The 14,077-nt window shown below is 62.8% G+C and carries 11 protein-coding genes; 5 read left to right on the top strand and 6 right to left on the bottom strand.

Features of this window, described 5'->3' with window-relative positions; translation table 11 throughout:
* Positions 1 to 129 precede the first annotated feature (129 nt).
* From VKV28_04950 to VKV28_04935, 4 genes are all read right to left on the bottom strand, one after another.
* A complete protein-coding gene (locus tag VKV28_04950; protein ID HLH76138.1) occupies positions 130 to 1,269 on the bottom strand; it encodes an amidohydrolase family protein in 1,140 nt (379 codons plus the stop codon).
* A 33-nt stretch (positions 1,270 to 1,302) separates the two neighbouring features.
* The gene (locus VKV28_04945) at positions 1,303 to 2,490 is read right to left on the bottom strand and encodes an amidohydrolase family protein (GenBank protein HLH76137.1); all 1,188 of its coding nucleotides are present in this window, start codon (positions 2,488 to 2,490) and stop codon (positions 1,303 to 1,305) included.
* Positions 2,491 to 2,843: 353 nt separating this feature from the next.
* Positions 2,844 to 3,947 (bottom strand): LLM class flavin-dependent oxidoreductase, encoded by a 1,104-nt coding sequence (locus tag VKV28_04940; GenBank protein ID HLH76136.1) that lies wholly within the window; start codon positions 3,945 to 3,947, stop codon positions 2,844 to 2,846.
* Positions 3,948 to 4,105: 158 nt separating this feature from the next.
* A complete protein-coding gene (locus VKV28_04935; GenBank protein ID HLH76135.1) occupies positions 4,106 to 4,963 on the bottom strand; it encodes an SDR family NAD(P)-dependent oxidoreductase in 858 nt (285 codons plus the stop codon).
* 305 nt (positions 4,964 to 5,268) lie between these two features.
* On the opposite strand from VKV28_04935, the gene VKV28_04930 reads away from it, so the two are divergent.
* Both VKV28_04930 and VKV28_04925 read left to right on the top strand, forming a co-directional pair.
* A complete protein-coding gene (locus VKV28_04930) occupies positions 5,269 to 5,946 on the top strand; it encodes an SDR family oxidoreductase (GenBank protein HLH76134.1) in 678 nt (225 codons plus the stop codon).
* Positions 5,947 to 6,025: 79 nt separating this feature from the next.
* Positions 6,026 to 8,068 carry a carbon starvation CstA family protein gene (locus VKV28_04925; protein ID HLH76133.1) on the top strand — a complete coding sequence of 681 codons (2,043 nt, stop codon included), beginning with the start codon at positions 6,026 to 6,028 and terminating at the stop codon, positions 8,066 to 8,068.
* A 266-nt stretch (positions 8,069 to 8,334) separates the two neighbouring features.
* Here the strand turns inward: VKV28_04925 and VKV28_04920 are convergent, their stop codons facing one another.
* Together VKV28_04920 and VKV28_04915 are read right to left on the bottom strand one after the other, a co-directional pair.
* Complete coding sequence (locus tag VKV28_04920; protein ID HLH76132.1) at positions 8,335 to 9,237, bottom strand: S1C family serine protease; 903 nt, start codon at positions 9,235 to 9,237, stop codon at positions 8,335 to 8,337.
* A gap of 292 nt (positions 9,238 to 9,529) precedes the next feature.
* Positions 9,530 to 9,946 (bottom strand): hypothetical protein, encoded by a 417-nt coding sequence (locus VKV28_04915; protein ID HLH76131.1) that lies wholly within the window; start codon positions 9,944 to 9,946, stop codon positions 9,530 to 9,532.
* A 316-nt stretch (positions 9,947 to 10,262) separates the two neighbouring features.
* Here VKV28_04915 and VKV28_04910 point away from each other — a divergent pair, with 316 nt between their 5' ends.
* The 3 genes from VKV28_04910 to VKV28_04900 form a co-directional block, all read left to right on the top strand.
* On the top strand, positions 10,263 to 12,581 hold the full coding sequence (locus VKV28_04910) for an acyl-CoA reductase (GenBank protein HLH76130.1): 2,319 nt from the start codon (positions 10,263 to 10,265) through the stop codon (positions 12,579 to 12,581).
* The gene (locus VKV28_04905; GenBank protein HLH76129.1) at positions 12,582 to 13,778 is read left to right on the top strand and encodes an aspartate aminotransferase family protein; all 1,197 of its coding nucleotides are present in this window, start codon (positions 12,582 to 12,584) and stop codon (positions 13,776 to 13,778) included. It abuts the gene before it with no gap.
* Positions 13,779 to 13,846: 68 nt separating this feature from the next.
* Positions 13,847 to 14,077: AIR synthase related protein (locus tag VKV28_04900; protein ID HLH76128.1), on the top strand; the 231-nt coding region annotated here is incomplete at its 3' end.

The following is a 14,077-nucleotide window of genomic DNA, read 5'->3' as shown; positions in this document are numbered from 1 at the left end:
ATCGCCCTCCAATTGAGGCAACCTGGCGCGTTGGCGCGATTTAAAGGACGCAGCCATCGCCAGACGTTACCTTTTCCCGCGGCGATCGAACAGAGCACCGAGGCCGGATCGACTGGGCGGCGCCACGCGTCAGCCCAGGTGGTAGAGCGCTGCGGCGTTGCTCCAGAAGATTCGGTCGCGCTGATCGGGGGGAAGCTTGGCGGCAACCGCGGCGCGTTGCTCGCGGCTATTGGGCCAGGACGAGATGGCCAAGGGGAAATTGGTGGACCACAGCAGATTTTCGACCCCGGGAAATTCGCAGGCCCGCTCCAGCACCCCGAGGTTGCCGTCGTACCACGCCACCGCGAAGCATTGGCGGCGAAAAGCTTGTATCGGACCTAGCTTGTAGGCTATCTGGTCGGCCAGAGCATAGGTGGCGAAAAACCATTCGGTGGTCTCCAAATCGAAGCCCAGCCAACCTAGCGCGCTTTCGCCGAAGACCACCTTGAGAGCGGGAAACCGCTCCAGGATTTGCGACAGCAGCAGGTTGGTCAGCGGCAGGACGCAACTGACCGGTCGGGTGAGCGCTTCGAAGGCGACGTTGAGGCGGGAGGAATAGCCGGGGTAATGAGGAAGCTGAAGTTGCGGTGCGCACCCGGCATGAAAACAGACTGGCACCGCCAACTCTTCACAAGCCCGCCAAATCGGATCGTAGCAAGGATCGTTGATGTGGGGCGCGCTCTCGCGCACCATGCTGGGCACAGCGGGAAAGATGAGCCCCCTGTGGCCGCGCCCGACCGCGCGCCGCAACTCGCCGACCGCTGCCGCCACCGGGGTCAGCGGCACCAAGCACTGGGCAATGAAGCGCGAGTTTAAGCCGGCCCATTCCTCGATCAGCCAATCGTTGTAGGCCTGCACGCAGGCCAGCTCCAGTTCGGGGTCTTTGATCACACGCGCAAAAGTCTCGCCAGCCACACCCGCCACTGCCGGATAGAGCACCGAATAATCAACCCCGTCGTCGTCCAGCGCCCGCAACCGCAGAGCTGGATCGTAGGCGGCTCGCGGCACCTCGGCCCACGTGCGCGGACTGGCCAGCGGATCGCGCATCAGCGCGCCCACTGATCCGTTACCCAGCAGCGGCACGCGAACGCCGTCCACGATCCATTCCTGGCTGCCGTCGGAAGCACTCTCCAGATGGGGGATACGCGCACCCCAGCGCTGGAATGAGAGCCGGCGCGTCCACAGATCGGGCGCCTCTACCACATGGTCGTCGACGCTGATAAAGTTCATCCCATTCGCACCAGCTCTCGCCGCGGCGCGCCCTCACTCGGATATCTGCAAACCGTAGAGCCGCGCGGCATTGCGCCATAGGATCGCCTCGCGTTCGGCCTGCGGCAGCCCCGCCAGGACGGTTTCAATCGCTTGATGGGTGCGCGGATAGATGCTGGTGTTATGCGGGTAATCGACTTGGAACATGATTCGGTCGCAACCAAGGACCGCGCGCGATTTGATCCCATTCTGCTCGTACCAGACCGTGCCGTAGAGCTGGCGGCGCAACAATTCGCTGGGGCGGGTGAGGATTCCCTCGCTCCACAGCCGCATCCTCTCCCATTCGCGATCGCAGGCCTCGACGATGTACTGGATGAAGCCCATGCCGGTTTCGGTCAGTACCCATTGCAGACGTGGAAAGCGCTCGAGCACGCCAGAAAAGAGCAGATGGGGAATGAATTGGGCCATCATGGTGCAGATCGGACCCGGCACCAGTACTCGGTTCTGGCCCAAGGTGTAGGCTGGCCAGCGCGGGACCGGCAGCGGCAACTGGCCGTTGACGTGCCAATGGATCGAAATCGCGTTGGCCTGGCAGGCGGCCCACAGCGGGTCCCAGCCGGGATCGCTGAAATGGGGGATGTGGGCGGCCTCTTCGGCAAAACTAGAGAGGAAAATCTGACCGGGGTGGGCGACAATTCCCGGTTCGGCGACCACGTCGATACCGCGCATGCCCAGCTGGGCGATCCGCTCGACTTCGGCCGCAGCCACTGCGGCGCCGCTCAAGTATGGGATCAACCCTAGCGGCACGTAACGATCGCTGGCCCGGCGCCATTCGAACATTGCATCATTGTAGGCCCGCACGCAGGCCAGCTCGAATTCAGCGTCGCCCTGCAGAAAGGCTGCGCCCTGGATGGGCGGATTGGGAAAGAGCACCTCGACATCGACCCCGTCCTCGTCCATCACGCGCAGCCGCGCCAAAGGATCGTAGACCGGCGCGGGGACTTCCTCCCAGCGCTGGGGCTGACGCGTGCGAAAGTGATCATCCATCACCGCCGGGCAGTTGCTGACACCCGAATCGCTGACTCGTTTGCCGTTGACAATCCAGCGCTGATGGCCCTCGTCGGTTTCGATCAAATGAGGAATACGCTCGCCGAAACGGGCGGCGGACATGCGTGAGGTGAAGGCATCTTTGTGGACCTGCGCATGCGAGTCGGCGTCGATGACGTTGAATTGTAGCTGCATAGCCTTCTCCCCGCCGCGGGAAGCCTGGCGCTGGTGCCCGCCCCGCTGCGCGAGCCATCGGCAGTATCATGCGGCGTTGGTGCAAAATGCAATCCCGTGGTAGCGGCCGCGACCGCTCCTCCAAGCCTCGCAAGCTTCTCACTGGGATGGACCCAAAGTAGAACAGGCGTGGCCCTTGGTCGGACGTTACCTAAACCGGCGTTGGCCGGGGGGGCTAATGGCAAGACCAGAAAGGCGGGGGACGCCCTGGATAACGTGGCCAAGGGCTTAGGGTCACCTGGGGCGGCGCTCCCGCAGACGCGATCAGAACAGCACCCGGGGCGCGCGAAGAGCGCGCCCCGGACCGAAGAACTTCAGCTCTTGAAGGCGGGGATGACCTCCTTGCCGAAAAGCCGGACGGAATTATCGATCAACTCGCGCGGCATCCCGCCGATCTCGTGATTGGTGCAGAAGATATCGTAGCCAATTAGCTTCTTGCCCTCTTCCAGCTTGCGGATCACGGTCTCGGGACTACCCACGATCGCCAGTCCATTGTCGATATTGTACTCGTAGCTGGTCGCCGCTTTCTGGATGGTCTCGCCGCGCGCCTTGTCGTCGGGCCGTTCGCTGTCGCGCCCCATCCCGCGAGGATGAGTACCCCAACCAATCCGCGTGTTGGCGATCTTGCCGCCGCCCACCGGCACCGCGCCGCCCTCGCGCGAGGTCAGATACTTGCGGGCTTGTTCGTGCGCCTTCTCGTCGGTCTGGGCCACGTGCACCTGGCGCTGCAAGAAGATTCGCGGCATCGGCCCGGGATGGCCCGCCTCGCGCCAGATCTTGCGATAGAGATCAAACTTGCGCGCGACCACCTCGTCGGTGTCGAGGTTCTGCGAGACGTGGTAATTGTTCTTGGCCGCAAATTCGATCGCCGCGTCGCTGTGGACCGCGGCCCAGATCGGCGGATGAGGCTTCTGATAGGGCTTGGGCTGAGGCAAGGCCTCGTCGAAATGGAAATACTTGCCGTTGAAGGTGACCTCGTCCTGGGTCCAGGCCATCTTGACGATCTGCAGCACTTCGCCGGCGATCGCGGCGCGCTGATAATAATCCACCCCCCAGCGGATGAATTCGTGCTCATGCACGCCGATTCCCGTACCAAACTCGACGCGCCCGCGCGAGAGTTGATCGAGCATCGCAACTTCCTGCGCCAAGCGAATGGGATGATAGAAGGGCAACTGCCACATCATCGCACCAAAGCGTAGCTTGGACGTAGCGCGCGCGATCGCGGTCAGGTAGACACTAGGCGCCGTAATCCGGCCCAGCGGAGAGTTCTGATGCTCGATGACGAAGTAGGAATGCCAGCCGTCGCGCTCCAACTGCTGAGCAAAGCGGATGTGCTCGTCATACACATCGGCCATCTCTTGCTGGGTGTCCGAATAACCGCCCACGGCGTCCCACAGCGCAAAATCGATCTTCGCCATCTTGATCATCTCTCCTCGTGATACCGTCGCCCGAATAGCTAGTGCAAATCACGCGCTTCGCGATCGGCGCACACCGTCCGCGAGCTTGAGGCCGCCGCCCTTTCATCGGCGCGCGCGGCGGCCTCGGTTCAGGATGCGGAAGCAGCCCGCGCGCGCCGCTAACGTTGGGGCATCTGAAAATTGATTTCCTTCATAGTCTTGAGATCTTCTTCATAGACCCAATTCTCCAGACCGCCCAACTCGTGTTCCTGGTTCCACTTAAGTACTTCAAAGCTCTTGCCGGTCTCGCCCGTGCTGGCGTCCTGTTCGGCCAAGTACAGGGCCAGGGGCACCACCGAATCGGGCCGCAGGCGTGGGAAAAAGCGCCCGCCGCTAGCCAACCGAATCGCGGTCTGGGTATCGGAGCCGGTGGTACGGGTCAAGCTGGGCAACAGCATGTTGGCGGCGATATTGTAGGGCTTGAGTTCGGCGGCCAAGAACATCGTCATCTGCGCCAGCGCCGCCTTGGCCATCGGATAGGGCCCTTCCATCGAGTTGGGATTGAAGTTGCCGGTGCCGACGTTGATTATGCTGCCGCTGCGCTTCTCTAGCATCGGCGCGCTGAAGGTCTTGATTACCCGGAAATTGCCGAACACATGAGTATCGAACAAGCGCTGCCAATCCCCCACTTCGGTCTCCAGCAGGGTGATTCGTCCGCCCACGTCGGGGTAAAGGTCGCGCGCCCGCATCCCGGCGTTATTGAGGATAACGTCGATAGTCCCGAACTTCTTCATCGCCTCGCGGTACACCCGCTTGACGTGGGAATCGATGGTAATATCCATCGTCTCGACCAACACGTTGGGATTATCCTTGATCTCGTCCAGGAAACTGACTTCGTCGCTGGAAGCCCCTGTCGGCGCCCACAGGAGATCAGTGGCGATCACCTTGGCACCTTGCTTGAGAAAACCCCGCGTGTGCTCGCGCCCCATTCCGCGCGCTGCACCGGTTATTAATACGACCTTGTTTCTGACTGGCATCCTGCTTGCTCCTCCGTTCTGCTCGCTTTCTGTCACGAGGCGGAAGTTTAGTTATCGGAAATTTAGCAAGCTGGCGCAAGCAACCGGAAAAATCCGGAAGTCGTCCGGCGCCAGCAGATTGCGTTGAGCTAGCCCCACCCTCATCCCCACCCTGGTCAGGGGGGGATAAGAGGTCGTGATTTTTTCCAAGGTCGTAGACAAAAATACGCTAGCTGGCACCCGATGTTGATTGCGCCACAGTGGGTTTTCCTGTTGTGCGGCTGCCCTGCTAAACTGGCGCAAATCTATTTAAGGAGAATATCGGCGTGGCAGAAGCGGTCGCCGTTATTGTCGGAGTAGGCCCGGGCTTGGGCTGGGCCTTGGCGGAGCGTTTCGCCCATGGCGGGCTGCGGGTAGCAGCCGCCGCGCGCAACCTGGACAAGGTCGCGCGCCTAGTCAATAGCGGCGACGCAAGCAACATCAAGCCGTATTCCTGCGACGCGACCGCGCCGGCCGCGGTCCAGGCCCTGTTTGCCGCGGTAGAGGCTGACCTGGGCCGCCCCGAAGTAGTGGTTTACAACGCCAGCGGCTTTGGCCGCGCCAGTGTTCTGGACGTTACGCCGGAAGATTTTGAACAGAGCTGGCGGGTGGGATGCATGGGCGGCTTTTTGGTGGGCCAAGCCGCGGCGCGCGCGATGCTGGCGGCTGGGGGCACCATCCTGTTTACCGGGGCCACCGCCTCGTTGCGCGGCAGCGCCAATTTCGTCAAGCTGGCAGTGCCCAAGTTCGGTTTGCGCGCGCTGGCGCAATCGATGGCGCGCGAGCTGGGACCGCGCGGCATTCACGTTGCCCACATCATCATCGACGGCCACATCAGTCCCGACAGCGCCGGCACAACTCTGACACCCAAGGCGATCGCGGAGACCTACTGGCAGCTTTATCGCCAGCCGCGCGACACCTGGACACAGGAGCTGGATCTGCGCCCGGCGGTGGAGAAATTCTAGCCTACGCGACGTCCTGCCACGCGAGGGCACCGCACTGCGCGACTTTCGATCGGAAGCGGGAGAGGAAGGAGCCTGGGTAATGAGGAAGATCGTTGCCGCTGTGGGCTGGACCGCGGTCACCGCATTAGGGGTGTTGGCGCTGCTCGTGCTCAGCGCCTTGCATGGCGAGCGCCCGCCCAACGCGCTCTGGTTCCTAATCGCGGCGCTGTGCGTGTACGCCCTGGGCTACCGCTTCTATTCGGCCTTCATCGCCGCCCGCGTGCTGGCGCTCGATGACACCCGGCACACGCCGGCGGTGGCGCTCAACAACGGGCGCGATTATGTACCCACTCCGCGCTGGATTGCCTTCGGCCACCATTTCGCCGCGATCGCCGGGCCCGGCCCGCTCGTGGGACCCATCCTGGCCGCCCAGTTCGGCTATCTACCTTCGATTTTGTGGATCGTGATAGGCGCGGTCCTGGGTGGATGCGTTCAAGACTTCGTCATCCTGGGACTCTCCTTGCGCCGCCGGGGCCGCTCCCTGGGACAGCTGGCGCGCGAAGAGATCGGCCCGGTGGGCGGCTTTACCGCGCTGGTAGGCGTGCTGCTCATCATGATCATTCTCATCGCGGTGCTGGGGCTGGTGGTGGCCAACGCGATGAAGGACAGTGCCTGGGCCACCTCCACCGTGGCCGCGACCGTGCCCGTTGCAATGCTGGTGGGGCTATATATGACCTGGATTCGGCCGGGACGAGTTCTGGAAGCCTCGCTGTTAGGAGTGGGCTTGATCCTGGCCGCGGTGATCGGCGGCCGCTTCGTGGCCGATTTCAGTTGGGGCCGCTGGTTCGTCTTGGACAGTCCCCATCTGGCGCTGTGGATCATGGGCTACGGTTTCATCGCCTCGGTGCTGCCGATCTGGCTGTTGCTGGCGCCACGCGATTATCTGTCGGCCTTTATCAAGCTGGGCACCATCGGTCTGCTCGCGCTGGGTATCGTGACGCTTCATCCTCCCACCCTGATGCCGGCGCTGACCCAGTTCACCAACGGCCACGGACCGATTTTCGGTGGCAAGATCTTTCCTTTTGCTTTTATCACGGTGGCCTGCGGTGCGATCTCTGGCTTTCATGCCCTGATCGCCTCGGGCACCACCCCCAAGCTGCTGGCACGCGAAAGTGAGGCCCGCATGATCGGCTATGGCGCGATGTTGATGGAATCCTTCGTCGCGGTGATGGCGCTGATCGCGGCCTGCGTGCTGCAACCCGGGGTCTATTTTGCGATCAACAGCCCAGCTGGAGTAGTTGGCCAGGGCGCCGCTGCGACTCGCACTATCGCGAACTGGGGCTATCCGGTCAGCCCGGCGGAGATGGACCGGCTAGCCCAGGATGTGGGCGAAACCACGCTTTTGGCGCGCACCGGCGGCGCACCTTCGCTGGCAGTAGGAATGGCGCACATCTTCGCCCATTCGCTGGGCGGACGGGCGCTGATGGCGCTATGGTACCACTTCGCCATTATGTTCGAGGCGCTCTTCATCCTGACGACCCTGGATGCCGGCACGCGGGTGGGCCGCTTCATGCTACAAGACCTGCTCGGCCATCTCTACCCGCCGCTGGGCGAAACCAGCTCCTATCCCAGCATCATCCTGACCTCGTTCTTGATCGTGGCCGCTTGGGGCCATTTCCTCTACGCCGGTACTATCGATCCGCTGGGCGGTATCAATTCGCTGTGGCCGCTGTTCGGAATCGCCAACCAGATGCTGGCCACAATCGCCCTGTGCGTAGCCACCACGGCACTTATGCGGCAGGACAAGACGCACTACGTCTTCATCACCCTGCTCCCCTTGCTCTGGTTGGTCGCGGTCACGATGACGGCGGGATACCAGAAGGTTTGGAGTCCCTATCCCAATATCGGCTTCCTCGCCCATAGCCGTCTGCTGGCGACTCAGATGGCCGCGCCCGGCGCGAGCGCGGGACAAGCCGCCCAACTGGCGCGCATGATCAGCAACGACCGGATCGACGCGGTCCTGACCCTGCTGTTTCTGGCAATCGTAGTCGTGGTGCTGGCAGACTCGATACGGGCCTGGGTCGCATGCCTGGTGGGTTCGCAAGCAGGTGCCCAAGTAACAATAGAAGAGAGCGCGGCCTGAAGGTACGATGGCGCACCTCATTGTAGGCATATGTTCCCGATTGGCGGGCGCCGGCGCAGCACTGGCGCATAGATGGAGCGAGCTGAGCGCTTGGTGCCGGCGGCTCAATAGGCTGGGACAAGCCCAAAGTGCGCCGGATCGGCGGCAGGCCGCCGCCCGCGTCCGCGCCGCCTTGGCCGAAGCCTATCGCGACCGTAACGCCTGTTGCTGAACGCACCGACGCGGCAATCGCATAGTGCGGAAAATACCGGCGCTGCGGGTCCTGGCTAGCCGAAGTATTCTTCCACCGCGATCGCGCGCAGGGTGAGCGTACGCACACCGTTATCGCGAAAAACCTTGAGGTTGAGTAAATCGCCGGGCCGGCGGTTCCATAGAACTTTATAAAACTCCCGCCGCTCGACCACTCCCTGCCCGTCTACCTCCAAAACCACGTCGCCGGGTTTGAGCCCGGCTTTTTCGCCGGGGCCGCCGGGCATCACGCCGGCGATCACGACATGGTCGCGCAAGCCGTAGGCGAGCAATCCCAGCCAGGGCCGAGTCGAGCTGCTGGCCGAACGTCCCTGCCCCATCAGCTCGGTGCGCGCGTTAAGAAAGTATTCGCAGGGGATGGCCAACGAGGAGCGGCTAATTTCGGCCGGACTGAGATAGGCTACCGCAACCAATTCGGCGCGCGCGTTGCACATCGGCCCGCCGCCGACTCCGAAATTCATCGCCGAGGCCATTATGCAGCGATCGATGCCGTACTCCCACACCGCGTCGAAGGGCCCAATGTAGGTTATGATTCCCGAGTCCGCCCGCCGTTCGTCACCACTAACCGCCGAGACCACGAAAACATCCTGCCCTGTAGCGCAATCAGTGGAGGGCACCGGGGTGAGGTAGGGCAAATGATGGCCGTCGATCCGCACTAGCCCCAGGCCGCTGGCGTAATCCTGCGCCACCACCCAGCCTTGGCGTTGCTCGCCTCCGGTTAAGGTTACGATCAGGCTCTGCGCCCCGATCAGTCCATAGTTCACCGTCAAGATGAGGCCGTCTGGATCAATCAAAACCCCGCCGGTGCGGCGGTCGGTACCCAACCCGATCGCAGCCGAATTGTGCGTGGAGGGAATCTGAGAGCGTATACCAACCGTGGCCTGCGCGGTCTTCTCCAACAATGGCAAAGAGGCGTTCACTTGGATACTCCGCGGCTCAGGCTATGACTGGTCCGTGCGGGGCGCAAGGGAACCGCGCAAGCACGGGGCTCGCACTCAACCAAGCCAAGCGCGTGGCGAGCAACGCGAACGTGCTAGAGGGATCTTTAACATCGTGGCGGCTTTCAGTGGAGTGAACGGCATTGCCCGCACGAACACGAGCAACACTCACCAATTTGGGGGAAAGAAGGCTGAAAAAGGTGAGCCCCTTATCACACAGCTTGTGGCCTATTGGAAGCTCAACGGCGCTGAACTGGGCTTTTTCCGTCCTCGCCTAGCGGTGGTCGGCGCTTTTGCCAATGGGTGCAACCGAAGCCTGCTGCGCCTTCATCGTCAGCAGTTGTAAAGCTGAACCTAAATCCAGCTCGCTGTACCTGGGATCGGAATAAAGCTGATTGAGCCGTTTGACCACGTCCTGAGGGGACTCATTGTCTACCATCAGCTCGCGCGCCAACTGGCGAATGATTTTCTTCGCCCCTTTCCAGCGAAAGAGGTCGGCGGCGACCACCAGGTTATCCAACTTACCGACACTCACCTGCATCGCATCCGAATAGCCGTTGACGTAACCCGTCCTGCCTGAATTGCTAAGCCCGCTCCAGAAAACTCCATTGTGGTCCAAACTCTGAGCGCCAAACACCATGCTCCAACTGAGCAGGAAACCCATCACCGTACCGGCGACGAACTTTTTCATTTGCCGCGCCCTCCTTGGGGACGCGCTTGGGCATTTAATAGCAAAAAGCGAACAGGTCAGCAAGGATCGAAATGCAAGAATGCAAAAACTTGCCACCGCACATTGAAGTCTTCCATAGATACCATGCTCTGACCCCTTCTCGGCTCGCCGAGCTTAGGTTGGGGAGTCGGGTGGGCGTTTGGAGCAACCCCACCGTACCTCCCGGATTTTCATCTTTTGTACGCTCACGACCGCATCAAATCCAATAGCGGCCTGCCGCCTGGTTGGGATCGCTTCGATTGAACCGTGCCGGGCCCAGATGACATGATCGCGGACTGTGGAACTGTTCGACGAGGTCTTGAACTTCATTGAAAAGCCTCGACCCGAGCGCTTTGACGACCTTGCGCTAAGGGTCTTCGCCCACCAGTTCGAGCATCTGGCCGCCTATCGCGACTTCTGTGTGCATCGCGGGGTGACCCCCACCAGCGTGCGCGGCGTCAACGAAGTGCCTGCCGTCAGCACCGCTGCGTTCAAATATCTGGTGCTGGGAGACGCGCACGCCCAGCGGGTGTTCATGACCAGCGGCACCACTCGCGGCAAGGATACGCGCGGCCGTCATTTTGTGCCCCGGCTGGAACTTTACCGCGCCTCGGCGCTGACCCATTTGCGCTCGATGCTGTTCGCGGACGGGCGGCGGCTTGCGATGTTGTCGCTCCATCCTAGCGCGGCCCGTCTGCCCCATTCCTCGCTGGCCCAAATGATCGATTGGCTCATCGCCGAGTTCGGAAGCGGGCCAGGCACGTACTGCGCCGACGAGCGCGCGGTGGACCTGGACGCGGCGATACGCTTTTTGCGTGGGCATCAAGCCGGGCAAGCGGTATGCCTGTTGGGTACCACCGCCGCGTTTGCCGCGCTGTTCAGGCTGCTGGCGTCGCAGGGTGAACCGATTAAACTGGCGGCGGGCTCTCGTCTGATGGACACCGGCGGCGCCAAAGGGCAGCTCGTCGCGCTGAGCACGGCGGAAGTGGTAGCGATGGCCCAGACCTATTTGGGCATCGCGCCCCAGATGGTAATCAACGAGTACGGCATGACGGAGCTGTGCTCGCAGCTTTATGACGCCACCGCGTTCAACAGCCCGAGAGCGCCGACCGCCGGGGTTCGCGGCAAACTTGCGCCAGCCTGGATGCGAGTAGTAGCGCGCGACCCACGCACGCTGGCCGCGCTGCCGGCCGGGCAATCCGGCCTGCTGTCGTTCTTCGACCTGGCCAACCTGGGTTCGGTCAGCGCGCTCCTGACCGAAGATCTGGGCACCGTGCGCGAGGATGGCAGCGTGCTGGTTCATGGCCGCGCCTACGCCGCGCAGCCGCGGGGCTGCGCGCTTTCGATCGAAGAATTCGGCCTGCTCGGGCCGTCCGATCGCGCTCCCGTATCCGCGCCGGCATCACCGCGGCTGTCGCCAGCGGCAAGCGCCGAGGAAATAATCACTACCGCCCGCCGGATGAAGGAGCAGCCTCCGGTAGAGCCCCTTTTGTTGGCGCGCGTGCTGGCGGATCTTTTCGCCAAATGGCGCCAGCCCGATTATCCCCTGCGCCGCCGCGCGCTAGATGCCACCTGCACCTTGAATGGAGTTAATCGAGAGCTGCTCGACACCTCGCTCGACGCGCTGTTGCGCAATTTCACCTCGGACCAGCTTCTTTCATTGGCCCGGCGTTGCCCGCCCACCCAGGCCGTGGTCGGCTTCATCATGCCGGGCAACGTCACTGGCGCAGGTTTGCACGAAGTCGTCCAGAGCCTGCTCGCGGGAGCTTGCCCACTGATCAAACCGGCGCGCGCGGACCCTTATTTTTTTCCCGCGCTGGCCGCTTCGCTGCGCACGCTCGATCTCCATCTGGGTGCACGCATGGCCGTGCTCAACTGGAGCCGAGCCGAGCAGGAGGCCACCCAAGCCTTGAGTCGGGCTTGTGATCTGGTGGTGGCTTTCGGCGACGACTCGACCATGGCCCAGTTGGCCGCCTTGATGGGCGACAAGCTGATAGACTTCGGTGCCCGAATGAGTATCGCCCTGATCGCGCGCGAAGCGATACTGGATGACACCTTGGCCCAGGCCCTGGCCCGCGATGCGACCTTGTTCGAGCAGCGCGGCTGCCTATCGCTTCATCAAGTGTTTGTCGAAGGCGCTAACTGGCAAGCCCGCGAGCTAGCCCAAAAAATTGCGCACGCGCTGGGACAAATGGCCCAGCGTTGGCCCCCCGGCCAATCCGATCTGGGCGACCAGGCTTCAGCGCGAGTAGTGAGCGAGGAAGCCTACTGGCGGATGGCGGGTGGTCAAGACCTGCAGGTTTGGGGCGGACCCACGGGGCTCGAATGGAGGGTGATTTACGATTGCGAGGCGGAACTGAGCGCCTCGCCGCTGCAACGTACGTTGCGTATCACCGCGGCTCCCGACCTCGACCAATTGCGACGTCGCCTGCGGCCTGGCGAGCTGCGTGTAGAGGGCGTAGCGCTCGCCGATCCGGCGCGCCGCCTAGTCGCGCTTGAGCCGCGCCTGCGCCAGTTGGGCGCCTCGTATTTCTGCTCACCGGGCCAGCTTCAGTCGCCGCCGCCGGCGTGGCCTCATGGCGGCGGCCGCTTGCTGCGCCGTCTGCTACAATCGTAAATGATGGATGACTGGCACACCGATTTTCTGCGCCACCTGGCCCAAACCTCGGCCTCGCCCCTGGGATTGGAAATCCAACGGGCCGAAGGGGCGTGGCTGATTGCACGCGACGGGCGGCGCTACCTGGATTTCATCTCCGGCATCGGGGTGGCCAACCTGGGCCACGGCAACAGCGTGGTGTTGGCGGCGATAGCGGAACAAGCACAACGTTATCTGCACGTGATGGTGTACGGCGAATATCTGCTAGAGCCGCAAATCAAGCTGGCGCGCCGGTTGGCGGAACTGCTGCCTGCGCCGATCGAGCAGGTATATTTTACCAACAGCGGCGCTGAAGCGATCGAGGGCGCGCTCAAGACTGCGCGCAAATTCACCGGCCGCCAGGCTTTTGTCGCCTTCGATGGAGCGTACCACGGCGATACCATGGGGGCGCTGGCGTTGGCCGGCAATCCCGCCTTCCGCCGCCCCTTCGAACCGCTGCCGGGCCCGGTGCGCCATCTTCCCTACGGCGAAATCGCGGCTTTGCAGGCGATCGACCCTAGCGTGGCCGCGGTGGTAATCGAACCGGCCCAGGCCGAAGGCGGCGTACGCATTCCCAGCGCCGAGTTCATGCGCGCTTTGCGCGACCGCTGCAGCCAATGCGAAACGCTGCTGATTTTCGATGAAGTGCTGACCGCGATGGGCCGCACCGGCAAGCTCTTCGCCCTGGAACATAGCGGAGTGACGCCCGACCTGATCGTGCTGGCCAAGGCCTTGGGGGGCGGGCTGCCACTGGGTGCCTTTTGCGGGCCAGAGGCGATCCTCGGGGTGCTCGCTCGCGACCCGCCCCTGGGCCATATCACCACCTTTGGTGGCCATCCGTTGTCTTGTGCAGCCGGCTTGGCTGCTCTCGATCTGGTCGTCGAGCAAGCTCTGAGCGAACGCGCCGCTGCGATGGGCGCACACCTGCTTCAGCGGCTGTGCGCGCTTAGAAGCGAAGTGGTAGTCGCGGCACGCGGCATCGGCTTGCTAATGGGTTTGGAATTCGCCACTGCGCAATTGACCACCCGCTTCGTGCAAGCTTGCATCGAACGCGGCCTGATCGCCAATTGGACGCTCAACGCCGAGCGGGTGGTCCGCCTGGCGCCGCCGCTGACCCTGACGGACACGGAAGCGGAGCTAGCCATGAGCACGATCGAAAGGGTCGTGCGCGAGCTGTAAGCAATTGGGCCGGCCCTGATGGAAAGCTTGGGCTTACGCGTGGCCTCGCGGCGCGCCAGCTGCGTTCGATGAAACCTATCGGCGAATTTCAATTGATCGATCGGCTCTGTCGCGGCCTATCGCTTTCCCGCCGCACGCTGCTGGGACCGGGTGACGATTGCGCGGTAACCGCGCCTGGGCATCGGCCTCAGTTAGCCACGATCGATTCGATGGTGGAAGGGGTCCATTTTCGCCTGGAATGGTTCAAGCCAGCCGCCTTGGGAGCGCGCGCCCTGGCCGTCAACCTGAGCGATATCGCG

Source organism: Candidatus Binataceae bacterium (assembly GCA_035294265.1).
In the GTDB taxonomy this organism is placed as follows: Bacteria; Desulfobacterota; Binatia; order Binatales; family Binataceae; genus DATGLK01.
The sequence above is the reverse complement of the archived record's forward strand: the minus strand, read 5'-3'. Positions and strand labels throughout refer to the sequence as shown.

Coding starts and splice junctions, on each gene's coding strand:
- VKV28_04950 (HLH76138.1), bottom strand. CDS start 1,269: ATGAACTTTATCAGCGTCGACGACCATGTGGTAGAGGCGCCCGATCTG.
- VKV28_04945 (HLH76137.1), bottom strand. CDS start 2,490: ATGCAGCTACAATTCAACGTCATCGACGCCGACTCGCATGCGCAGGTC.
- VKV28_04940 (HLH76136.1), bottom strand. CDS start 3,947: ATGGCGAAGATCGATTTTGCGCTGTGGGACGCCGTGGGCGGTTATTCG.
- VKV28_04935 (HLH76135.1), bottom strand. CDS start 4,963: ATGCCAGTCAGAAACAAGGTCGTATTAATAACCGGTGCAGCGCGCGGA.
- VKV28_04925 (HLH76133.1), top strand. CDS start 6,026: ATGAGGAAGATCGTTGCCGCTGTGGGCTGGACCGCGGTCACCGCATTA.
- VKV28_04915 (HLH76131.1), bottom strand. CDS start 9,946: ATGAAAAAGTTCGTCGCCGGTACGGTGATGGGTTTCCTGCTCAGTTGG.
- VKV28_04905 (HLH76129.1), top strand. CDS start 12,582: ATGATGGATGACTGGCACACCGATTTTCTGCGCCACCTGGCCCAAACC.